Here is a 21,810-nt window from a genome sequence, read left to right as displayed (position 1 = left end):
CATTAATTTAGGTTAGTCTATGCCTCATTATCGGCAGAGCGGGTTTTATTTTTGTACGAACAGGGTAGGGGACAATAGGTGTGATAATATACAGGAGGGAAGGTGACAATATCCCTGCGCATTTTTACCATGGCCCCTGCCACCCTTTATCCGTTACTGATTGGTTTTGCGCTTTTTATTGAACTGACGTTGTGACTCAGTCAGCGGTTCATTTGAATACTCTTCATTGTAACCGGCACCCTGACCCTGTGCTTTCGCTGCATTCATTCCGTTTATTACATGGTTTGCTTTACGTTTCGCCAATGTAGAACACCTCCATAAGGATAGAATGCCACCATCCGCTACTCTCTATTAAAGGAAAAGGCTAACAGATTTATTTTATTGGAATAATGTTTTAGGGAATCTGACACGATTTGACAATGGCGGAAATGTTGTTAAATCAATCTTTTTCTCGTACGCCAAAGGAGTTTAATCATTTAGATAAGTAAAACTTATCAAAAACAATAACTTTATTGTTATTTACTTATGTAATCGCTTGTATTAAGATGGAAATGTGAGAAAAGTTCGTTTAAAACGAAAACTTTTCGACTTATTGTGTGATGTAGTTTAGAGGGGGAATCGAAATGGCAAAGAACGATGTATTTAATGCACGATCTTCTTTCGAACTAGAAGGAAAACGTTATCATTATTATCGTTTAAAAGCGCTTGAAGAAGCTGGAGTAACAAAAATTAACCGCTTACCTTACAGTGTAAAGGTATTGCTCGAATCTGTACTTCGTCAATTTGACGGACGTGTCATTAACAAAGAACATGTTGAAAACCTGGCAAATTGGGGATCCGCCGAAGTGAAGGATGCAGAAGTTCCATTCAAACCTTCACGTGTCATCCTCCAGGATTTCACTGGTGTACCGGCAGTCGTTGATTTAGCGTCTCTACGTAAAGCAATGGCTGATATCGGTGGGGATCCACAGAAGATCAATCCTGAAATCCCTGTTGACCTTGTCATCGACCACTCTGTACAGGTAGACAAATACGGTACAGCGAATGCATTGCAAGCCAATATGGACCTTGAATTCGAACGTAACGCAGAGCGTTATCAGTTCCTTAGCTGGGCACAAAAGGCATTTGAAAATTATCGTGCCGTTCCACCTGCAACAGGGATCGTTCACCAAGTAAACCTCGAGTACTTAGCGAATGTCGTTCACGCTGTTGAAACAACAGAAGGTGACTTTGAAGCATATCCGGATACGCTGGTTGGTACTGATTCTCATACGACCATGATCAACGGTATCGGTGTACTCGGATGGGGTGTAGGTGGTATCGAAGCAGAAGCAGGAATGCTGGGTCAACCTTCATACTTCCCAATACCTGAAGTTATCGGGGTTAAACTTACCGGTGAGCTTCCTAATGGTGCGACCGCTACAGACTTAGCCCTTAAAGTAACACAAGTATTACGGCAAAAAGGCGTGGTAGGGAAATTTGTTGAGTACTTTGGTACAGGTGTCGCAACATTACCTCTTGCCGACCGTGCAACGATTGCCAACATGGCTCCGGAATACGGCGCAACTTGTGGATTCTTCCCGGTTGATTCTGAATCACTGGATTATCTCCGCCTGACCGGCCGTGACGAAGACCACATCAAAATGGTTGAAGAATACTTGAAGAAAAATGACATGTTCTTCACTCCTGAAAAAGAAGAGCCAACTTACACTGATGTGGTGGAAATTGATCTTTCAGCAGTGGAACCAAACCTTTCTGGACCAAAACGTCCACAGGATTTAATTCCTCTTTCTGATATGAAAGAATCTTTCCATAAATCCATCACAGCTAAAGAAGGCGTTCAAGGCTTTGGTCTGGATGCGTCTGAAATCAACAAAACAGCCAAGTATACAACTGAAGATGGTAAAGATGTTGTGATGCCAACTGGTGCGATCGGTATCGCTGCCATTACATCATGTACAAATACATCGAATCCATATGTTATGTTAGGTGCCGGTTTAGTTGCGAAAAAAGCTGTGGAACTTGGAATGAATGTTCCTGATTACGTTAAGACATCTCTTGCACCAGGTTCTAAGGTTGTAACTGGATACCTGAGAGATTCAGGACTATTATCTTATCTGGAAGATATCGGATTCAATCTTGTCGGTTATGGTTGTACGACTTGTATCGGTAACTCCGGTCCACTTCGCCCTGAGATCGAAAAGGCTGTTTCAGATGCCGATTTATTGTTAACATCCGTCCTTTCAGGTAACCGTAACTTCGAAGGTCGTATCCATCCACTTGTGAAAGCAAACTACCTTGCTTCACCACCACTTGTTGTTGCTTATGCACTGGCAGGTACTGTGGACATCGATCTCCAAAAAGATTCTTTAGGTAAAGATAAAGATGGAAATGACGTATTCTTCAAAGATATCTGGCCGTCACAGGATGAAGTGAAGGATGCTGTCAAATCAACCGTTACTCCTGAATTATTCCGAAGAGAATATGAGCATGTTTTCTCTGAAAACGAGCGTTGGAATGAGATCAAAACAAGTAATGAACCACTTTACAGCTTTGATGACAAATCAACATACATTCAAAATCCTACATTCTTTACAGGTCTTGCGACTACACCTGAAGACATCCAAGGCTTAAACGGACTTCGTGTTGTCGGTAAATTTGGGGATTCAGTTACAACTGACCACATTTCACCAGCAGGTGCCATCGGTAAAGATACACCAGCAGGTAAATACTTACGTGCGAATAATGTAGAGCCTCGTGACTTTAACTCTTACGGTTCCCGTCGCGGTAACCATGAAGTGATGATGCGCGGTACGTTTGCAAATATCCGTATCCGTAACCAAATTGCTCCTGGTACTGAAGGTGGCTTCACTACTTACTGGCCTGAAGATGAAGTGATGCCAATGTATGATGCATGCATGAAGTATCAACAGGATGGAACTGGATTAGTGGTTCTTGCAGGAAAAGATTACGGTATGGGATCTTCCCGTGACTGGGCAGCGAAAGGTACGAATCTTCTTGGTATCAAGACGGTTATCGCTGAGAGCTACGAGCGTATCCACCGTTCGAATCTTGTGATGATGGGTGTGCTTCCACTTCAATTCAAGAAGGGCGACAGCGCTGAATCATTAGGATTGACTGGTAGAGAAACAATTTCTGTCAATGTAACGAACGATGTAAAACCTCGTGATATCCTGACGGTTACTGCGGTAGCTGAAGATGGATCAAAAACAGAATTCGAAGTACTTGCCCGTTTCGATTCCGACGTAGAAGTGGACTACTACCGTCATGGTGGAATTCTGCAAATGGTTCTACGTAACAAATTAAAAGCATAAAGGTTTTAAGTCCCGGGTTTCCCGGGGCTTTTTTATTCCACGTGTATCATTCCATTCAACCCCCTCCCAAAAATCCATGACTAAAGAGAGACAAGCCGACATAAGATGAAAGTAAGAACATTCTACGAGAGGAGAGCACTCCTTTGAAATCCATTTTTGGTGTTTTGCTTGTCACTTTATTCATTTTCTCATTCTATATAGAGAATAAATCCGACCCCGGTTCCTTCTCGGAAAGCACGTTTCAACAAGGGGAGACCTATAACCAGCTCATCGATATAGAAGATGGGGAGGTTCCTGGAACAACTTCTGTTGAAAACGATCCCGGACCGAACGTAGGGGATCGTGCCATTGATTTCAAACTTGAGACCTTAAACGGGGATTCCATCACATTGTCTGATTTGAAAGGAAAGAAAGTCATTTTAAACTTCTGGGCTACATGGTGCCCTCCTTGCAAAGAAGAAATGCCTGTAATCCAGGAGTTCTATGAGAAATATGGCAAGGACGTGGAAGTATTGGCCATCAATATCGATCCTCAATACAACGTAAAAGAATACCAAAAAGCAATGGGGCTGACATTCCCCATACTTTTGGACAGGCAGGACAAAATCAACAACGCCTATGACATCCTTACCGTGCCAACCACCTACATCATCAACGAACAAGGCATCATCATCCACAAACAAATCGGAGCCATAACAAACATCAACTCCCTTTCATCCATGTTGAAATGATGAAGTGAGGGACGGACCTGCCAATAAAAAGCTCCTACATAGGTGCTCGAGCACATCCATCTTGATGATCTATTGTGACCTTTGTTTAAAATATCTGACATTTGGATATACTATTTGTACAAACCACAATAGAGAGCGAGGGGATGGAATTGCGCAGACCGAGAAAAAAATCTTTTGCGGACCTGGTCAAAGAAAACAAGCAGCAGCTGCTGTTGGATCAGGATGCGATCGATGCCATTGAAGAACGTATTGATGCCAGACTTGAAATAAAACGCCCTATAGGCAAAGCCGAGTAAGGAATTACGAGGCTTATTTTTTTTGCCTAAAAATAATTCTGCCAATTATTACGCCTTTTCTTCCTTCTTATTTTGGTAATCATACTAGTAAGGGGGGAAGTATATGAGTAATTCTAAAGGAAGTCCGAATCACTTTGCACCAAACCATATTGGGACACAATCGAGAGCAGCTGGCGGCAACAAAGGGAAACAAATGCAGGACAAATCAGGTAAACACGCACAAGTCATCCAAACCAAGGGTGAATAACGCTTTACTGAGAGTTCAAAAGGGACGCGCCCAAGAGGTCCGTCCCTCATCATATTGAAACAGGAGGAATGCAGGATGGCATGGGATAAACCAAATCCGGATGATCGCAGTGATAATGTTGAGAAGCTTCAAGGGATGGTTCAGCATACGATTGAAAATATAGATCGGGCTGAAGAGTCGATGGCTTGTACGGACAGTGAAGAGCAGCTTCAGTCCATTCAAGCAAAGAATGAGCGCCGCAGAGAGAGCCTCCAGGCTTTCCGCAATGAAATCAAAGATGAAGCGAATCAGAAAAATCGATAAGAGATGAAAATTCATTCACCCGGACAGAAAAAAGCTACTGGCCCTTTCTGTTCGGGTGATTATGTTCAGAAGCCCTTTTGGTCAACAAGTGGCAAACGGTGACATCCCAGAAGAAGCCAATTAATTCTAAGACTGTTGCTTCTATGATAAAATGAGAAAGGATACTGAATAGATGAGGTGTAAAGGATGCAAATTGCAGAAAAAACGATTGAAGTGCGTTATGCAGAGACGGATCAAATGGGGGTTGTGTATCATGCAAACTACCTCATATGGATGGAGCTTGGTCGTACACAGCTGATAGAAGACCTAGGCTTTAAATATGCCGATATAGAAAAGGAAGGGATTCTATCACCCGTTATTGATTTGAATGTAAGCTATAAGTCACCCGTTCGATATGGGGAAAAAGCGTTCATAAAAACATGGGTAGAAGAGTATGATGGACTGCGTGTTACCTATGCGTACGAAATCTATAACGGCAAGAACCAACTGGCCATCACCGGACAATCGAAACATGTATGCGTCAAGCAAGAGAACTTTCGACCGGTTTCGATACGAAAAATGTTTCCTCAATGGCATGATGCGTATGAAAAGGCAAAAAAATAATACTTACATAGAACTTATGGTTCAGATTTGGCAAACAACAACAACTTCTAAGAGGATGTAATTGGAAAGGAAGAGGGCCATGGCATTCGGACTAACCAAGGAAGAGCTAAGAAGGTGGAAACAACGAGTGAAGAATGGTGAGATTGCCTTTCTTACCCACTACTGGCTGGATGATCGGTTTCCTGATGCACGCACTGTGACGAAAGTGGGCTGCTGTGACATCGATGAATTATCCCGTTGGGGAGAAAAGTATGGTTTGAAAAAGGAATGGATTCATCAAAGGGAGGATGGCTTCCCCCATTTCGATCTGTTAGGGAAGACCCAGTATGATATCCTCGTTAAAGAGGGCCTTCACGAGCATATCGATCGTTTCATTCATAAGTAGCTGTCAATGCTGTAAATAGGAAAAAGGCTGGCGGAATGCCAGCCTTTGGTGCACGTTATTTTTTGTACTCGTATGCAGGCTCTTGAAGGTTTTGGTCAAACTCAACATATAAATCATGACCATCAAAGAACCATAAATCTCCCTCTTCAATAAAGAACTCCCGATTTTCGATTTCGATTCGTTCACCAGCGTCCACCGGCTCGTCTTTGTTCACTCCTAATGAAAAACCATCGTGAAGAGGGCTGGAACCTCCGTACCGCACGTAAAAACGAACTTGTTCGCCTTCCTCAACAAGCATTTCGTTTTTAAACCACGTAAGAGCTTCTTTCGAAATATGTATGTTCATGGATGAGACTCCTTTCTCTACAGCTATTTTCCAGAGTGTTTCTGGACAAAGAAGGTTTCATCTCATATTATATACATAGAGAAGCCGGAACATCTACTAATACGCAAAAAGGATGAAATAAGTGAAAACACAAACGTTATTATATTACATTGGGGCATTTATATTTGCCGGACTGGGAGTATTGACTTTTTTACAATTGCATAAAGCGAAATATCAGATTGAAGCAGGGACATTCATTGTGATTGCTGCCCTCATTTATTATGGGATGGTCAATCTATTCTTTAAGGGGAGCCGCAAGACGTTCCTTTTGGCCAACACATTGTTGGCTATCTTAGCGCTAGGAGGCATATTCTTTAATTCAATGATCTTCGGTGGACATTAAAAAACGGGCTTTCCATGATGGAAACCCGTTTTTTACGTCGCTTTTGATTTCAATTCGGTAAGCCGTTCACCATATGTGATACCATTTCTTCTTCCGTGTTTGAGATCATACCATTTTTCCTGGCAAAATCGAGAGGGTAGATCCGGTAGTTTTTATAGTGATTCTCGGAGACAAAGGTAGGTTGAAATTGAATGGATGGAAACGAGATGGAGGAACCGGCGGGATTCATCTTCTTCTCAATCTGAACCGTTACCATTCCCCCGATATCCTTGTAATCATCCTTTTGACCTGAAAGGAAATTCCCAAGTGAATAAACGACAACGGCATCCCGCCCGTCACTCGTCTTATAGGTCTGGATTGGCTGAAGCACATGGGGATGGTGACCGAATATGATATCAACACCGCTATCCGTCAACACCTTTGCGAGCCTTTGCTGCTCCTCAGTAGGGAAGCGTTGATATTCATTTCCCCAATGAAGGCTCATGACCACTAAATCGATGTCCATTCCTTTCGCTTTCTGGATTTCCTGGATCATTTTTTGTTCATCGATTAAATTGACTAAATACTCTTTTCCCTCGGGGACAGGGATCCCATTTGTTCCATATGTATAGGAAAGAAGGGCAAATTTTATTCCATTCACATTAAACGTACGAATTCGATTTTGGTCTTCACGACTTTTAAAGGCACCTACATATGGCATGGACAGTTTCTCGTAATAGTCAATCGCACTCATAAGCCCTTTTTCACCCTGATCCAAAGAATGGTTATTGGCAGTGGTCACAGCATCCACTCCCACCTCCTGCAGGGATTTAACTACCTCTTTCGGACTGTTGAATAATGGATAACTCGAAACTCCAAGTTCCACACCACCAGGAGTTGATTCCTGATTCGCAATCAGAAAATCGGGAGTAGAAAGCATTTCCTTAATGGGAGAGAACATGGGTGTGAAATCATAACCAGATTGATTTTTCGCATCATTATAAACAGTATCATGTATAAGTATGTCTCCTATTGCAGCAAGGGAAGCACTTGCCTTGAACGACTTACCAGATGCCTGCACCTCCCTGGTCGAATGCAGGAGGGAAGTGATCTTTTCTCCTCCAGAAGGGGTGTTCCATTCGGAATACTGTTTAGTTATAAGAAAACCCATCACCAATAGCAAAGGGAGACAGATGGCCATCCCTGTTATTACCCTCTTTTTATTCATATCCATCATCCTTTATGTATTCACTACTCCCATTTTACAAAAAAACAGAGAGGAAAGGATAGTAGTTTAGAAAATTTTTGAAGAATATAATCATTAATATAATCATTTTTTGTAGTGCTTCATCTATCTAATGAATCTCTTTCATCTTTATCCAATGACAGTAGGGCTATACCTTCCGAATCATAAAAAAGCAACCTATGCAGCAGGGGGTACCGGAGATCCGGTTACCTGGTGCACAGGTCGCTTTCTAACTAAAGCCATTTTATTTTGGGTTCGGTTTTATCTTTGATCCGTACAATATTTGCACGGTGCCTGTATATGACAAATATGGTCAGGATGCCTACAACAATGATGAGGGGAATATCTCCAGTCAGACATGAGTACGTGAAGGCGAGTACCGCTGCTATCATGGAAGAAAGGGACACATACTTTGTTAGATACAAACAAATGAAGAAGACGGCCAGTAAGATTAAAAATAAGATGTAATTATAGCCCAGAAGGACACCGGCCGAGGTTGCCACGGCTTTTCCTCCCCGGAAGTTTGCGAACACGGGATACATATGACCGATGACGGCAAATACCCCGGCGAGTAGCATATGTACATCACTTTCGAACATCAACGGGAGCAGGGTGGCGAGGGTGCCTTTTAGGATATCCATGATGGTTACGATCATCCCGGCTTTCACGCCAAGGGTTCTGAACGTATTCGTCCCACCCAGGTTTCCACTTCCATGTTCACGGATATCTTTTCCGTAAAATGTCTTACCGATCAGTAAACCTGATGGGATGGAACCTAATAAATATGAAAGTACAAGTATAAGGGCAAAAATCATCATCACTGCTCCTTTTTATAAAACTAATCCGTTCTTATTTTAACATGTTTTCCCTGAGAAGGGGAGAAAATAAGCGAAAAAATTAGGACCTGTTCATAAAAGTAGATAATATTATAAAAACTCCTCCTTCATCAGCATCAATTTAACGGAAGTATGTTAAAATGGACACACTTTACATAGTTGAAATGAAGGTGTTCACAGATGCAAATTCTCTTGTCAGCTTTCCAATGGGTGGCTTTTATGGTGGCAGGCTCGATTGCCGCTCCCATTGCGATTGCAGATTTATTCCAATTGTCTCCTCCCGATACTGCAGGGTTCATCCAACGGACGATATTCGTTTTGGGGGCAGCGAGCCTTATCCAGGCATTGGCCGGTCACAAACTTCCGATTAATGAAGGACCTGCAGGACTGTGGTGGGGTGTTTTCGCCATTTATGCAGGGTTTTCCGGGACTCTATACAGCAGTCATGAAGAAGTGCTGACCGTGCTGCAGGGAGGGATGATCGTCAGTGGAGTGATTTTCTTCATCCTTTCTGCCACAGGGCTTTTAAAGAAATTATCCACCTTATTTACACCGACGATCACGTTTATTTATCTGATGCTACTGATCCTGCAATTAAGCGGTTCCTTCATCAAAGGGATGTTCGGAATCCAGCATGAAGGACAATCCTTGGAGCCACTTGTCCTTTTTGGAAGTGTTTTGACGATCCTCGCAGCATTATATTTTTCAAGTCACAAGCGGAAATGGATACAGCAATATTCCATCATCCTTGCCCTGATTGCCGGATGGCTCATCTTCATTGTCATGGGGCTTTCCCCGGGTACTACTGTTTCAGAAAGCTGGTTTTCATTACCCCAAGTGTTTGTCTTCGGGCCACCTGTGTTTGATACGGGAGTCATCGTGACTTCCATATTCATCACTTTCCTGTTGACGACCAATATGATTGCTTCCATACGGGTGATGGAAGAAGTCATGAGGGCAAAGGGGCAACCGACATATGAACGTTATACGAAGAGCGGATTTGCTTCAGGACTGAATCAGCTGTTCGGGGGAGTGTTTTCTGCCATTGGATCTGTTCCCATTTCCGGCTCTGCAGGTTTTGTATCAGCGACGGGAATGTACTCGATCATCCCCTTCATCATCGGCAGCGGAATTATCATGATCATCAGTCTGATCCCCAAAATCATGAATCTATTCGCAAGCCTTCCCGCTCCTGTCGGGTATGCCGTGACAACGGTCATTTTCATCAGGATGGTCGGGCTTGCCCTTTCCGAATATCGAAAAGAAGAAGACGTTGAACGAATTCATTTTGTGGCAGGAATCTCCCTCATTGTGGGAGTGGGAGCCATGTTCGTTCCGGCCAGTGCTTTTAAGGATATGCCGGTCGTCGTTGCATCCATATTGAATAACGGCTTGATACTCGGGACCATTACGGCTATTGTGGTGGAACAAGCTATCATCAAGAAATATAGACGTCATACCCAATCCGGCAAACCGTAGTTTGCCGGATTTTTTATTATCTGTCGGAAAAGAGAGTTTAAGGAACTCTACCGTATGTCCATGCCATATTCATCACAAACTAGAATGATTCATGCATATCCTTTTACAACATGTTTACCTCTTGTATAATGAGGGTATCCCTTCTATGTTTAGTAAAATTTCTCAGATCATAAAGCAGGTGGAAAAAATGATTGAATTTCAGAATGTCACGAAAGTTTATGAAGATGGTACAGAAGCCATCAAGGGCATTAACTTAACCATCCCAAAAGGAAAGCTAATTGCTTTGATCGGTCCAAGCGGATGCGGCAAAACGACTACGATGAAGATGATCAACAAACTCATAACTCCTTCTGGGGGGACCATCCTCATTGATGGAAAGGACACTTCAGAAACGGACGAAGTCGAGCTCAGGCGGAATATTGGTTATGTCATTCAGCGTATCGGGCTGCTTCCCCATATGACGATTGAAGAAAACATCAGTCTCATCCCCCGTCTGAAAGGGTGGAAGAAGGAAAAATATGAGGGTCGTGTAGATGAACTACTTCATCTGGTCGGTCTCGAACCGGATGTCTACAAGAAAAGGTACCCACTCGAATTGAGCGGCGGACAGCAGCAGCGGGTTGGGGTGATACGCGCCCTTGCAGCGGAACCCCCGATCATCCTGATGGATGAACCGTTCAGTGCCCTGGATCCCATCAGCCGGGAACAGCTACAGGATGAACTGAAAAGCATCCAAAACACCATACATAAGACGATTGTATTTGTTACACATGACATTGATGAAGCGTTAAAGATCGCCGATGAAATCGCGGTCATGAGGGATGGCAAGATCGAACAGATTGCGACACCGGCGGATCTTTTATCAGAACCTGCCAACGAGTTCGTCCGTGCCTTTATCGGTGAAAGCCGACTGAACGTCCCCGTGAAACCGAAACAGGTACTGGATATCATGAAGGACGATGGAAATGGATTTCACCTCATGCTGAATGAACCGGAATACACATTGATCCCTTTTGATGCAAGCATCCATGAAGCAGCAAGAATACTCTTGTCATCCGGGAAGCCATACCTTATGGTGACGAAAGACGACAGGAAGATCGGGGTCGTCACATCCAGTGACATCCTCCGTATTGTAGCCTCAGAAGGGAAGAAGGAGGCGGGCTCTTTATGAATACTTTTTCCATCCTGTTCATCCACACCATTTCGAACCGCTCCGATGCTATCGTAACGGGACTATTTGAACATCTTTATTTATCCTTTGTATCGATTTTCATCGCAATTGCAATTTCACTGCCACTGGGTATATACATATCCCGAAAGAAGCAATCGGCTGAATTCTTTATCGGAATCACAGCGATATTTCAAACGATCCCGAGTCTGGCCCTTTTCGGCTTCCTCATCCCCCTTCTAGGGACAGGGAGTGTCACGGCTATCATTGCCCTGACGGTATATGCCCTTCTGCCGATCCTCAGGAACACCTATACAGGGATCATCGGGGTGGATGAAGGTGTCATCGAGGCGGGCAGAGGCATGGGCATGACCAACTCCCAGCTGCTCTTCAAGGTCGAGCTCCCACTGGCCCTTCCGTTTATCATGGCGGGCATCCGGACGGCCACTGTCCTGACGGTCGGTGTTGCCACACTTGCTACCTTTGTTGGAGCTGGGGGGCTGGGGGACCTCATATACCGCGGGCTATCCACCTGGAATAACGCCCTGGTCCTTGCCGGTGCCATTCCCGCTGCATTACTGGCGTTGAGTTTTGATTTTTTATTAAAGATGCTTGAAAGAATGACTACACCTAAAGGCTTAAAAGCAAGAAAATAAAGGTTAATCCAAAGGAGAGTAAGAATGAAAAAGAAATTACAAGGATTTATTTTATTCATCATCGTATCGATCGTGATTGCAGGCTGCGGAAATGGCGGCGGAAAAGATACCATCACCGTTTCAGGAAAGATGTGGACAGAGCAATTCATCCTGACACAGATGATGGCTGAGCTTCTGAAAGAAAAAACAGACCTGGATGTAAAAGTGGAAGAAGGATTGGGAGAAGTTTCGATCCTCACACCCGCTCTTGAAAAAGGGGACATCGACGTCTATGTCGAGTATACCGGTACCGGACTTGAAGCGGTTTTGAAGGAACAAGCAAAAGAAGGCGCATCAGCGGAGGAAATTCTTTCACAGGTGCGTAAAGGGTATGAAGATAAGTTCGATGTTACCTGGCTGAAGCCCCTCGGCTTCGAAAATACGTATACTCTTGCTTATACAAAGGATCAGGACTTTGATGCTAAAACCTTCTCTGACATCGTACCTCTATCCAAGGATCTTAGCTTCGGTGCACCCCATCAGTTCTATGAACGGGAAGGGGACGGATATGATGCTTTCGCTGAAGCCTATGGATTCGAGTTTAAAGCGAAAGAAAGCTTTGACCCGAACATCATGTATGAAGCGGTCAAGAACGGGGATGTAGACATTATTCCAGCCTTTACAACCGATGGACGAATCCAACGTTACAACCTAAAAACGACGAAGGACGATAAAGGATTCTTCCCGCCATACGATGCTGCACCAATCATTCGTCAAGAAGTTCTGAAAGAGCATCCTGAAGTAGAAAAAGTGCTGAATGAACTCGCAGGCCAAATCTCCGAAGAGGAAATGAGCGAGTTGAATGCGAAAGTCGATATGGATAAACAGGATCCCAAAGATGTAGCGCGTGATTTCCTCATATCCAAAGGGTTGATTAAAAAATAGCCATCAGGTGTCAGGCAGGAAAGTCAGGAATCGTGTTGCAAAGCGGTCCCTGACTTTCTTCCTGGCACTTCCTTTTCATTAGATAATTTTATAAAATTTTGAAAAATTGAAGGGGAATATGGTATAAAAGAAGAATAGGACTTAAGATATGGTACAAGAATATAACGCAAACGATCAATAAAGGAGTGGTAAGCCCCAATGGAAAATCCAACACGGCAGGAAATCGGAAATATATTAAAACGATCAAAACGCATTGCGGTAGTCGGTTTGAGTGATAATCCTGCACGGACATCTTATATGGTTTCAAAGGCAATGCAGGATCAGGGATATGATATCATCCCGGTTAACCCAACCATTGAATCGGCTCTGGGGGTAAAGGCTGTATCCTCTCTCCAAGAGATAGAAGGACCGATCGATATTGTCAATGTATTCCGTCGCTCGGAATTTTTGCCCCACATTGCAGAAGAATTCGATCAAATCGATTCAAATGTTTTTTGGGCACAACTTGGTGTAATGAATGAAGAGGCTTATCGCTTTTTAAAGGAACGAGGGTATACGGTCATTATGGATCGCTGTATTAAGGTTGAACATGCTTTAACCAAATAATTCTCACTCGTAGCAAGCGGCTCTGACCGCTTGTTTTTTTATCGGACAGGCATACTGTAAATGAAGGGAAAACCAATGGGGAAACAAAGCCTATTCCTGCCTGTTCACGGAAATATCATTTGCGAAAATCAAATAAAACGCTACAATAAGCAATAGTGGTTTACCTGAAGGATTTGACCAAAACAGGTAAACGAACAAACGTTCTTGTGTTATAGTTAATAGATACATAACCAATAATAGCTTACAAGAGCGAACAAATTATGGTTAGAGATGTTTTGAAAGGGGAATGTTCGTGGCCAACCAGAATAAGACCATGGATTACAATGATGATGCCATTCAAGTATTAGAAGGCTTGGAAGCCGTTCGGAAGAGACCAGGAATGTATATAGGCTCTACCGATTCAAGAGGTTTGCATCACTTAGTATACGAAATTGTCGATAACTCAGTCGATGAAGCTCTGGCGGGCTTCGGAAATGAGATTATTGTTACGATACATAAAGATAATAGCATCTCGGTCCAGGACAAAGGCCGGGGAATGCCGACGGGTATGCATAAGCTCGGAAAACCGACACCAGAAGTCATCTTGACCGTCCTTCATGCTGGAGGGAAATTCGGTCAGGGTGGTTATAAAACAAGCGGCGGTCTGCACGGTGTAGGGGCCTCGGTGGTAAACGCCCTTTCTGAATGGCTTGTCGTCACGATTGAACGGGATGGGATGAAATATGAACAGCGATTCTCCAATGGGGGTAAGCCCGAGACGACCCTGGAGAAAATCGGGAAAACAAAGAAATCAGGGACATGTATCCATTTCAAACCCGATCCCGGTATCTTCAGTACGATCACATATAATTATGAAACCCTTTGTGAGCGTCTAAGGGAATCTGCTTTCCTCCTGAAAGGGTTGAAAATCGAGATCATTGATGAGCGTCATGATCAGAAAGAAGTCTTTCACTTCGAAAGCGGGATCCAGGCATTTGTTCAATACCTGAACGAAGAAAAAGATGTCCTTCACAACGTAGCCTTCTTTGAAGGGGAACATCATACCATCGAAGTGGAATTTGCTTTTCAATTTAATGACGGGTTCTCTGAAAACATCCTGTCCTTCGTAAACAATGTCCGTACAAAAGACGGAGGTACCCACGAAGCGGGAGCCAAGACAGCCATGACCCGTGTCTTCAATGAGTACGCCCGTAAAGTGGGGATCCTGAAAGATCGGGACAAGAATCTTGAAGGGACCGACATTCGTGAAGGACTTGCGAGTATCGTTTCTGTACGTATACCAGAACATCTACTTCAATTCGAAGGACAGACAAAAGGTAAGCTCGGTACAAGCGAAGCACGATCAGCCGTTGATGCCGTCGTTTCAGAGCACCTTCTCTATTTCTTAGAAGAGAACCCTGATACCAGTTCCCTTCTCATCAAGAAGTCCATCAAAGCGGCCCAGGCCCGGGAAGCGGCACGTAAAGCAAGGGAAGATGCCCGGAACGGAAAGAAGCGAAAGCGCTCTGAAACCGTCCTATCCGGGAAGTTAACACCTGCACAATCAAGAAATCCTCAGCGTAACGAGCTTTATCTGGTGGAGGGAGATTCAGCAGGAGGTTCTGCGAAGCAAGGCCGAGACCGCAAATTCCAGGCGATTCTTCCGCTGCGGGGAAAAGTCATCAATACAGAAAAAGCGAAACTTCAGGACATCTTCAAAAATGAAGAGATCAATACGATCATTCATGCCATCGGCGGCGGCGTCGGTCCTGAATTCAATGTGGATGACATCAATTATGACAAAATCGTCATCATGACGGATGCCGATACAGACGGGGCTCACATACAGGTTCTCTTATTGACCTTCTTCTACCGGTACATGAAGCCATTATTGGAAGCAGGAAAAGTATATATTGCGCTTCCTCCCCTATACAAAGTAAGCAAGGGAGCCGGTAAGAAGCAGAAGCTTGAATATGCATGGACGGACGATGAACTTCAAGGGGCCATATCGAAAGTCGGAAAAGGCTATATGATCCAACGCTACAAAGGTCTGGGGGAAATGAACGCCGATCAGCTATGGGAAACGACGATGGATCCCGAAACACGTGCGTTGATCCGTGTTCGTATAGATGATGCGGCACGTGCTGAACGCCGGGTGACCACTCTGATGGGTGATAAAGTAGAACCGCGCCGTAAATGGATCGAAAGCAATGTAGCCTTTGGATTAGAAGAAGACGGCAGCATTCTGGAAAATGAAAACATTACGGTCCGAGAGGAGGGGTAATACATGACAACTGTAGAACGATATCAAGACTTACCTCTGGAAGAGGTGCTTGGCGACCGATTTGGACGATATAGTAAATACATCATCCAGGAACGTGCATTACCCGATGCGCGTGACGGATTAAAACCAGTACAAAGACGTATTCTATACGCTATGTATGTAGATGGAAACACCCAGGAGAAGGGCTTCAGGAAATCAGCGAAAACAGTCGGTAACGTTATTGGTAACTATCATCCCCATGGTGATACATCCGTGTATGATGCCATGGTACGGATGAGTCAAACGTGGAAGGTCCGTAACTACCTGGTTGAAATGCATGGTAACAACGGTAGCGTGGACGGGGATCCACCTGCAGCCATGCGTTATACCGAAGCACGCCTTTCTGCGATTTCCATGGAGCTTCTCCGTGATATCGATAAAAAGACCGTGGAGTTTGTTCCGAACTTCGATGATACATCAAGTGAACCGACCGTATTGCCGTCCCGGTTCCCTAACTTACTCGTCAACGGCTCCACTGGGATATCGGCAGGATATGCAACCGACATCCCGCCGCATCACCTTGGTGAAGTCATTGATGCTGCCATCATGCGCATGGAGAAGCCCCAAAGTACAGTGGAAGACCTCATGACGGTCTTAAAGGGGCCGGATTTTCCGACAGGCGGTATCATCCAAGGGGTGGACGGTATCAGGAAAGCCTATGAAACCGGAAAAGGGAAAGTCGTTGTACGCGGGAAAGCAGATATTGAAAACATCCGCGGAAGCAAGCAGCAAATCGTCATAACGGAAATTCCTTATGAGATCAACAAAGCGAATCTGGTCAAAAAAATGGATGAATTCCGAGTAGACCGTAAAGTGGAAGGGATTGCAGAAGTCCGTGATGAAACCGATCGTGACGGAATGCGCATCGTCATCGAATTGAAGAAGGATGCTGATGCAACCGGTGTCCTGAACTATCTCTACAAAAACAGTGACCTTCAAATCGCCTATAACTTCAATATGGTTGCCATACATAATAGACGCCCTAAACTGATGGGACTTCGTGAACTGTTGGATGCTTATATTCAGCACCAAAAAGAAGTGGTGACCAACCGGACGAAGCATGACCTAAGTAAAGCGAAGGATCGTCAGCATATCGTGGAAGGTCTGATGAAAGCCCTGTCCATTCTGGATCAGGTGATTGCCACGATCCGTGCCTCTAAAGATAAACGGGATGCAAAGGATAACTTAATCCAGAAATTCCAGTTCACAGAAGCCCAATCAGAAGCGATCGTCAGCTTACAGCTATATCGATTGACCAATACAGATATAACGGCTCTGCAGGCTGAAGCAGAAGAATTAGCGAAAACGATCAATGAACTGACGGCTATCTTAGAAAGCGAAGGCAAGCTCTACAGTGTGATTAAAAAAGAATTAAAGGCGATCAAAAAGCAATTTGCTGACGCCAGACGAACCCAAATCGAGGACAAAATCGAAGAAATCAAGATCAACCTGGAAGTACTGATTGCCAGTGAAGATGTCATGGTGACCGTGACACGGGATGGTTATATAAAACGGACCAGCCTCCGTTCTTATTCTGCATCAAACGGTCAGGATCTTGCCATGAAAGAAACAGACAGGCTGTTGGGACAATACGAAATGAACACAACGGATGTCCTCCTGGTATTCACTAATAAAGGGAATTACATCTATTGCCCTGTCCATGAGCTCCCGGATATCCGGTGGAAGGATCTTGGTCAGCACATTGGGAACATCGTGCCGATCGACCGGGACGAACAGGTCCTGAAAGCCATTCCGATCAAGGAATTCGATCCGGCGCATTACTTATTGTTTATCACGAAGAACGGCATGATCAAGAGGTCCGAGCTTCCTCAGTACAAAGCACAGCGGTATTCACGTCCACTTGTAGGGATCAATCTCAAGGGTGACGATAAGCTGGTGGATGTCCACTTAACAGACGGGACACGTGATGTATTCATCGCCACACACTTAAGCTATGGTCTTTGGTTCACAGAAGAAGATGTGAACATCGTAGGACCAAGGGCGGCTGGTGTGAAAGGGATCAACCTCAAGGATGACGATTATGTCGTATCCGGCAAGATGGTAAAAGATCCATCGAAAGACTTCATTTTCTTGGCTACACAGCGGGGTGCCGTGAAGAAAATGAAATTAGCCGAGTTCGAAAAGACCACCCGTGCCAAGCGCGGTGTCATCATGCTGAGGGAATTGAAGTCCAATCCGCATCGTGTCGTAAGCATAGAAGTGGTGAAAGACACGGATAAGGTGGGACTGATCACGGTAAAAGGAAAGTCAGAAGAAGTATTTGTCGCAGACCTTAGACCGAATGACCGTTACTCGAATGGATCCTTTGTCATCGATGAAGGTGATAGCGGATCTGTCTTTGAAACATGGTCAGAATCACCGAGGAATGATTCAAAAGAATAGCTTCCCCAACAAACGGCCGGAACCATTTCTGGCCGTTTGTTTGTTTATATGGGTACGAATGTATATAGAATGTATATTCATTCGTTATTGTTGTACAAAACCGGTGTATAATTGTACAACAATTAATATTCTTTCAACAATATGAATTTATCAGTTGAATGAAAATCTATTTTTTGATAGATTAAAACAGTGTCTGAATGGGTAAACAAACATAGGTTCATACATTATTTGTCATAAACTAAAACAACTGGGAGGTACATTTATGGAGTTATTAACAAGTATCGTAGGCACCTTAAATGACTATATGTGGTCATACATATTGATTGTGGCCTTGATCGGGTTGGGCCTTTACTTTTCATTGCGGACCAGATTCGCACAGTTCCGTTACTTAGGGGAAATGGGAAGGTTATTAACAGATAAGACAACGATTTCCTCAGAGGGAAAACGAGGCATCTCCTCTTTCCAGGCATTCACGATCAGCACCGCTTCCCGTGTCGGTACCGGTAACCTTGCCGGAGTGGCAACAGCGATTGCAGGCGGAGGACCGGGAGCGGTATTCTGGATGTGGCTCATAGCACTTCTTGGCGGAGCAACAAGCTTCGTAGAAAGTACACTTGCTCAAATCTACAAAGTAAAAGACGGAAAGGACGGATACCGCGGCGGTCCTGCTTACTATATGGAAAAGGGATTGAACGCCCGCTGGATGGGAATCCTGTTCGCCGTCATCATCACCTTCTGTTTTGGTCTTGTATTTAACTCGGTACAATCCAATACGATTTCACTCGCTATGGAAGAAGCATACTCATTTGACCGTATGACAGTTGGCATCATTCTGGCTGTACTGACCGCCCTCGTGATCTTTGGCGGTGTCAAGCGTATTGCCAGCGTCACACAAATTGTCGTTCCGATCATGGCTGTACTTTATCTGATTCTTGCATTCTATATTCTAGTCACGAATATTACCATGCTTCCAGATATGTTCGTCGTCATTTTCGAAAATGCATTCGGTATCCGTGAAGTGGCAAGCGGCGGAGTCGGCGCAGCCATCATGATGGGGATCAAACGCGGTTTGTTCTCGAATGAAGCCGGTATGGGTAGTGCGCCGAACGCAGCTGCCTCTGCAGGAGTCACACATCCGGTTAAACAAGGACTCATTCAAACGCTCGGGGTTTTCACAGATACTTTGCTGATCTGTACGGCAACTGCTTTCATGATCATCTTATCCGATCAGTATACAACCGGAGTCGATGGAATCCAACTGACACAGGCAGCCTTAAGCTTCCACGTCGGTGCATGGGCGGATACCTTCGTCGCTGTCGCCATATTCCTGTTCGCGTTCAGCTCGATTATCGGAAACTATTATTATGGTGAAACCAATATTGAGTTTATCAAATACAGTCCGGTTACCCTGTTCATCTACCGAATCGCGGTTCTCGGCATGGTGATATTCGGAGCGGTGGTTAAATTGGATATCGTATGGAGCCTGGCAGATCTATTCATGGGTCTTATGGCCATCATCAACCTGATAGCCATCACATTGCTCGCCAAAATTGCCATAGCAGCACTAAGGGATTACAGAGAGCAAAAAAGGCAGGGGAAAGATCCTGTTTTCTACTCCAACTCCATTAAAGGGCTAAGAGGAATCGAAAGCTGGGAAGCAAAACCTGAGACAAGAGAACAGTAATAGCAAGTTGGGACCAACCTTTGAATGGGTTGGTCTTTTTTTATGGATCATTTAAAAAGAAAGAGTATATGGATTACATAGAATTTCCTTCTTTGGTGAAAATAATAATGAATAATGATCAACCAAGGAGAGAGAATCATGAGAAAAGAATTACTATTTGCATTCGGTGCTTTCTTCATTATGTCGCTCCATGCCATAGCCGGGAATTTTCCAGCCCAGCCGCCGGAAAAGCAGCCTGTAAATGAAATGACCGTAGCAGTTTATAAAAAAGATGTAACCGGCGATGGTAAAAGGGATACAATCACACTCAAAGCGATTCCATTTTCTCCTGACGCCCTGTTTCTAAAACAAATCTGGGCTGACATTAAAACGTCCAAGGGAAGTGACCTCCGAATCGATTATGAAGGTGGCTTTGAGCCTAAGATTCAATTTGTTGATTTAAATCATGATGGAGTGAAAGATATGCTGTATTCATCTGCAACGGGTGGAAGCGGCGGCCTTTACAATATGGCCCTCCATACATTAGCACATAATAAGCTGGTTGATATCGGTCTGCCTGATCCGCTTACGATTCAAGCCCAGTTTGAGGATGAATACAAAGCATCCATTACGTTTGTGGATACAAATCAATCCTACACAGTCGACTTAAGCGACCGAAAAGAGGATTATGAAAGATTGGGGATTTACACCGACGGAAAATTAAATGAACCCATGGAATTGATGGTTGGGCCTTATGCCTTTTTCGAACCGGCCAGAATCTTCGGGAAGTCAGGAAAAGGGCTGAAAGGATACCAGCAAATAAGCGGAGCCTATCATGCTGATGGGATCGGTACAGCCACTTCATACTGGTATTATGAGGATGAGAAATGGAATTTAATGAAAATCAAATGGAAGGAAAATTAGAGCGGAACCGTTTATAGGCTGCTGTCATACTCTGTTGTAAGCCCATTTTCGCAGAAGGAGGCTGACAACATGAGTGAATTTAAGCCCGAAAAGTTAGCCGTTCAATACTTGCCGCCTGCATCCATTTTCCATCCCATCGATAACAGGAAGTATACGTTGACTCATTCCGATACGACAGGGGAACTGTTCTTAAGTGTCGGCTGCTGCTATGATTTGGAAAAGATCAACGCGGCCATGAGGGACGAAGTGTTAGCGGAATGGAGACGGAACCTTGGTCAATATACCCTTACCGGGACCGTCTATGTCAGTGGGGGAGAATTCGATCAACAGCTTTCCAACGTACGATTCATGATCTTCAAAAAGGAGCTGCCACTGGCGCTCGCAGCAATGGTGAACGGGGATAAAGGCTTTTACACGTACTTTCCATGGCTCCTGGATGCACCAATCATCATTTGTTTCGAATCGGTTTACCCTGAATATCAGCAAACGCTTTATTTTGGAACACCAAGACAATATTTACTTAAATGAGGCACAAGCATAGAGAGGACTTTATGGACTCTTTATGCTTGTTTTTTATCTATCAGGCACACAAGCGGGCAAGGGATCAGAGCGTTTAGATGAAGTCAAAAGTTTTACTGACGATAAGCATGCCGGGAAATACCAAAAACGGCTTATATATTATGTAAACTATCAAGAGAGGATGTTTATACAGCACCGGGAAGGAATACGGATCTAATAGCTGGATCGTATATTTATGTTTAAGATGTGACTTTAGAATAGTCAGATAATAGTTGGCTGAACGATGAGGTCACTGAAAAACACGCTCAATCAGCAGCACATCATGAATTTACGGACTGTCAGGTTGATGACACATATAATAATGCCGGGCAAACAAAAAAATCGCGGCAGATTTATAACAAACGTGCAATCATCATGATTTTTTCTTCCGTCTCATTATAAACAGTATACTTGTGATACGAGACTGAAAATGATTAT

22 protein-coding genes are annotated in these 21,810 nt (G+C 44.1%); 18 read left to right on the top strand and 4 right to left on the bottom strand.

From position 1 onward, the window contains the following. Positions 1 to 153: 153 nt before the first annotated feature. Complete coding sequence (gene sspO / locus CN378_RS21725; protein ID WP_098354574.1) at positions 154 to 303, bottom strand: small acid-soluble spore protein O; 150 nt, start codon at positions 301 to 303, stop codon at positions 154 to 156. Positions 304 to 623: 320 nt separating this feature from the next. Between sspO and acnA the strand changes: the two genes are divergently transcribed. The 7 genes from acnA (at position 624) to CN378_RS21690 (ending at position 5,900) form a co-directional block, all read left to right on the top strand. Then, a complete protein-coding gene (gene acnA / locus CN378_RS21720; RefSeq protein WP_098354573.1) occupies positions 624 to 3,335 on the top strand; it encodes an aconitate hydratase AcnA in 2,712 nt (903 codons plus the stop codon). Between the two features lie 143 nt (positions 3,336 to 3,478). Beyond that, positions 3,479 to 4,066, top strand: a complete 588-nt coding sequence (locus tag CN378_RS21715; RefSeq protein ID WP_179885022.1) for a peroxiredoxin family protein — start codon at positions 3,479 to 3,481, stop codon at positions 4,064 to 4,066. Positions 4,067 to 4,215: 149 nt separating this feature from the next. Beyond that, positions 4,216 to 4,362 carry an FbpB family small basic protein gene (locus CN378_RS21710; protein WP_098354592.1) on the top strand — a complete coding sequence of 49 codons (147 nt, stop codon included), beginning with the start codon at positions 4,216 to 4,218 and terminating at the stop codon, positions 4,360 to 4,362. Positions 4,363 to 4,465: 103 nt separating this feature from the next. After that, positions 4,466 to 4,609 (top strand): acid-soluble spore protein N, encoded by a 144-nt coding sequence (locus CN378_RS21705; RefSeq protein ID WP_044336998.1) that lies wholly within the window; start codon positions 4,466 to 4,468, stop codon positions 4,607 to 4,609. Between the two features lie 75 nt (positions 4,610 to 4,684). Continuing rightward, on the top strand, positions 4,685 to 4,912 hold the full coding sequence (gene tlp / locus CN378_RS21700) for a small acid-soluble spore protein Tlp (RefSeq protein WP_098354571.1): 228 nt from the start codon (positions 4,685 to 4,687) through the stop codon (positions 4,910 to 4,912). 186 nt (positions 4,913 to 5,098) lie between these two features. Beyond that, positions 5,099 to 5,515, top strand: coding sequence for an acyl-CoA thioesterase (locus CN378_RS21695; protein WP_098354570.1), 417 nt, complete (start codon positions 5,099 to 5,101; stop codon positions 5,513 to 5,515). Positions 5,516 to 5,594: 79 nt separating this feature from the next. Then, entirely contained in the window at positions 5,595 to 5,900 is a 306-nt protein-coding gene (locus tag CN378_RS21690; RefSeq protein WP_098354591.1) for a hypothetical protein, read from the top strand. 55 nt (positions 5,901 to 5,955) lie between these two features. Here CN378_RS21690 and CN378_RS21685 read toward each other — a convergent pair whose 3' ends face one another. Then, on the bottom strand, positions 5,956 to 6,246 hold the full coding sequence (locus tag CN378_RS21685) for a HesB/YadR/YfhF family protein (protein WP_098354569.1): 291 nt from the start codon (positions 6,244 to 6,246) through the stop codon (positions 5,956 to 5,958). 121 nt (positions 6,247 to 6,367) lie between these two features. Here CN378_RS21685 and CN378_RS21680 point away from each other — a divergent pair, with 121 nt between their 5' ends. Next, positions 6,368 to 6,628, top strand: a complete 261-nt coding sequence (locus CN378_RS21680) for a hypothetical protein (protein ID WP_098354568.1) — start codon at positions 6,368 to 6,370, stop codon at positions 6,626 to 6,628. 49 nt (positions 6,629 to 6,677) lie between these two features. On the opposite strand, the gene CN378_RS21675 is transcribed toward CN378_RS21680, so the two are convergent. Both CN378_RS21675 and plsY read right to left on the bottom strand, forming a co-directional pair. After that, positions 6,678 to 7,835: a CapA family protein gene (locus CN378_RS21675; protein ID WP_098354567.1), complete on the bottom strand. Its 1,158-nt coding sequence runs from the start codon at positions 7,833 to 7,835 to the stop codon at positions 6,678 to 6,680. Between the two features lie 251 nt (positions 7,836 to 8,086). Further along, entirely contained in the window at positions 8,087 to 8,668 is a 582-nt protein-coding gene (gene plsY / locus CN378_RS21670) for a glycerol-3-phosphate 1-O-acyltransferase PlsY (RefSeq protein ID WP_098354566.1), read from the bottom strand. 201 nt (positions 8,669 to 8,869) lie between these two features. On the opposite strand from plsY, the gene CN378_RS21665 reads away from it, so the two are divergent. The 10 genes from CN378_RS21665 to CN378_RS21625 all read left to right on the top strand — a co-directional run bounded on the left by CN378_RS21665 (position 8,870) and on the right by CN378_RS21625 (position 21,342). Next, positions 8,870 to 10,168: a purine/pyrimidine permease gene (locus CN378_RS21665; RefSeq protein ID WP_098354565.1), complete on the top strand. Its 1,299-nt coding sequence runs from the start codon at positions 8,870 to 8,872 to the stop codon at positions 10,166 to 10,168. Between the two features lie 187 nt (positions 10,169 to 10,355). Further along, entirely contained in the window at positions 10,356 to 11,339 is a 984-nt protein-coding gene (locus CN378_RS21660) for an ABC transporter ATP-binding protein (protein ID WP_098354590.1), read from the top strand. Further along, a complete protein-coding gene (locus CN378_RS22805) occupies positions 11,336 to 11,992 on the top strand; it encodes an ABC transporter permease (protein WP_218924837.1) in 657 nt (218 codons plus the stop codon). Before CN378_RS21660 ends, CN378_RS22805 begins: the two co-directional genes overlap by 4 nt. A gap of 24 nt (positions 11,993 to 12,016) precedes the next feature. Next, positions 12,017 to 12,916 carry an ABC transporter substrate-binding protein gene (locus CN378_RS22800; RefSeq protein ID WP_218924836.1) on the top strand — a complete coding sequence of 300 codons (900 nt, stop codon included), beginning with the start codon at positions 12,017 to 12,019 and terminating at the stop codon, positions 12,914 to 12,916. Positions 12,917 to 13,114: 198 nt separating this feature from the next. After that, a complete protein-coding gene (locus tag CN378_RS21650; protein ID WP_098354564.1) occupies positions 13,115 to 13,522 on the top strand; it encodes a CoA-binding protein in 408 nt (135 codons plus the stop codon). Positions 13,523 to 13,814: 292 nt separating this feature from the next. Then, on the top strand, positions 13,815 to 15,785 hold the full coding sequence (gene parE / locus CN378_RS21645; protein WP_306471902.1) for a DNA topoisomerase IV subunit B: 1,971 nt from the start codon (positions 13,815 to 13,817) through the stop codon (positions 15,783 to 15,785). A 3-nt stretch (positions 15,786 to 15,788) separates the two neighbouring features. Further along, positions 15,789 to 18,227 (top strand): DNA topoisomerase IV subunit A, encoded by a 2,439-nt coding sequence (gene parC, locus CN378_RS21640; RefSeq protein WP_098354562.1) that lies wholly within the window; start codon positions 15,789 to 15,791, stop codon positions 18,225 to 18,227. 262 nt (positions 18,228 to 18,489) lie between these two features. After that, positions 18,490 to 19,911, top strand: coding sequence for an alanine/glycine:cation symporter family protein (locus CN378_RS21635; protein ID WP_098354561.1), 1,422 nt, complete (start codon positions 18,490 to 18,492; stop codon positions 19,909 to 19,911). 138 nt (positions 19,912 to 20,049) lie between these two features. Continuing rightward, positions 20,050 to 20,814 carry a hypothetical protein gene (locus tag CN378_RS21630; protein ID WP_098354560.1) on the top strand — a complete coding sequence of 255 codons (765 nt, stop codon included), beginning with the start codon at positions 20,050 to 20,052 and terminating at the stop codon, positions 20,812 to 20,814. A gap of 69 nt (positions 20,815 to 20,883) precedes the next feature. After that, positions 20,884 to 21,342, top strand: coding sequence for a staygreen family protein (locus tag CN378_RS21625; protein WP_098354559.1), 459 nt, complete (start codon positions 20,884 to 20,886; stop codon positions 21,340 to 21,342). Positions 21,343 to 21,810 lie beyond the last annotated feature (468 nt).

Origin of the sequence: Bacillus sp. AFS015802 (genome assembly GCF_002561455.1) — a bacterium.
In the GTDB taxonomy this organism is placed as follows: domain Bacteria; phylum Bacillota; class Bacilli; order Bacillales; family Bacillaceae_B; genus Rossellomorea.
The sequence above is the reverse complement of the archived record's forward strand: the minus strand, read 5'-3'. Positions and strand labels throughout refer to the sequence as shown.

Excerpts from the sequence above, each read along its gene's own strand:
- acnA (WP_098354573.1), top strand. The coding sequence starts at position 624 with ATGGCAAAGAACGATGTATTTAATGCACGATCTTCTTTCGAACTAGAA.
- CN378_RS21705 (WP_044336998.1), top strand. The coding sequence starts at position 4,466 with ATGAGTAATTCTAAAGGAAGTCCGAATCACTTTGCACCAAACCATATT.
- tlp (WP_098354571.1), top strand. The coding sequence starts at position 4,685 with ATGGCATGGGATAAACCAAATCCGGATGATCGCAGTGATAATGTTGAG.
- CN378_RS21695 (WP_098354570.1), top strand. The coding sequence starts at position 5,099 with ATGCAAATTGCAGAAAAAACGATTGAAGTGCGTTATGCAGAGACGGAT.
- CN378_RS21690 (WP_098354591.1), top strand. The coding sequence starts at position 5,595 with ATGGCATTCGGACTAACCAAGGAAGAGCTAAGAAGGTGGAAACAACGA.
- CN378_RS21685 (WP_098354569.1), bottom strand. The coding sequence starts at position 6,246 with ATGAACATACATATTTCGAAAGAAGCTCTTACGTGGTTTAAAAACGAA.
- CN378_RS21675 (WP_098354567.1), bottom strand. The coding sequence starts at position 7,835 with ATGAATAAAAAGAGGGTAATAACAGGGATGGCCATCTGTCTCCCTTTG.
- plsY (WP_098354566.1), bottom strand. The coding sequence starts at position 8,668 with ATGATTTTTGCCCTTATACTTGTACTTTCATATTTATTAGGTTCCATC.
- CN378_RS21665 (WP_098354565.1), top strand. The coding sequence starts at position 8,870 with ATGCAAATTCTCTTGTCAGCTTTCCAATGGGTGGCTTTTATGGTGGCA.
- CN378_RS21660 (WP_098354590.1), top strand. The coding sequence starts at position 10,356 with ATGATTGAATTTCAGAATGTCACGAAAGTTTATGAAGATGGTACAGAA.
- CN378_RS22805 (WP_218924837.1), top strand. The coding sequence starts at position 11,336 with ATGAATACTTTTTCCATCCTGTTCATCCACACCATTTCGAACCGCTCC.
- CN378_RS22800 (WP_218924836.1), top strand. The coding sequence starts at position 12,017 with ATGAAAAAGAAATTACAAGGATTTATTTTATTCATCATCGTATCGATC.
- CN378_RS21650 (WP_098354564.1), top strand. The coding sequence starts at position 13,115 with ATGGAAAATCCAACACGGCAGGAAATCGGAAATATATTAAAACGATCA.
- parC (WP_098354562.1), top strand. The coding sequence starts at position 15,789 with ATGACAACTGTAGAACGATATCAAGACTTACCTCTGGAAGAGGTGCTT.
- CN378_RS21635 (WP_098354561.1), top strand. The coding sequence starts at position 18,490 with ATGGAGTTATTAACAAGTATCGTAGGCACCTTAAATGACTATATGTGG.
- CN378_RS21630 (WP_098354560.1), top strand. The coding sequence starts at position 20,050 with ATGAGAAAAGAATTACTATTTGCATTCGGTGCTTTCTTCATTATGTCG.
- CN378_RS21625 (WP_098354559.1), top strand. The coding sequence starts at position 20,884 with ATGAGTGAATTTAAGCCCGAAAAGTTAGCCGTTCAATACTTGCCGCCT.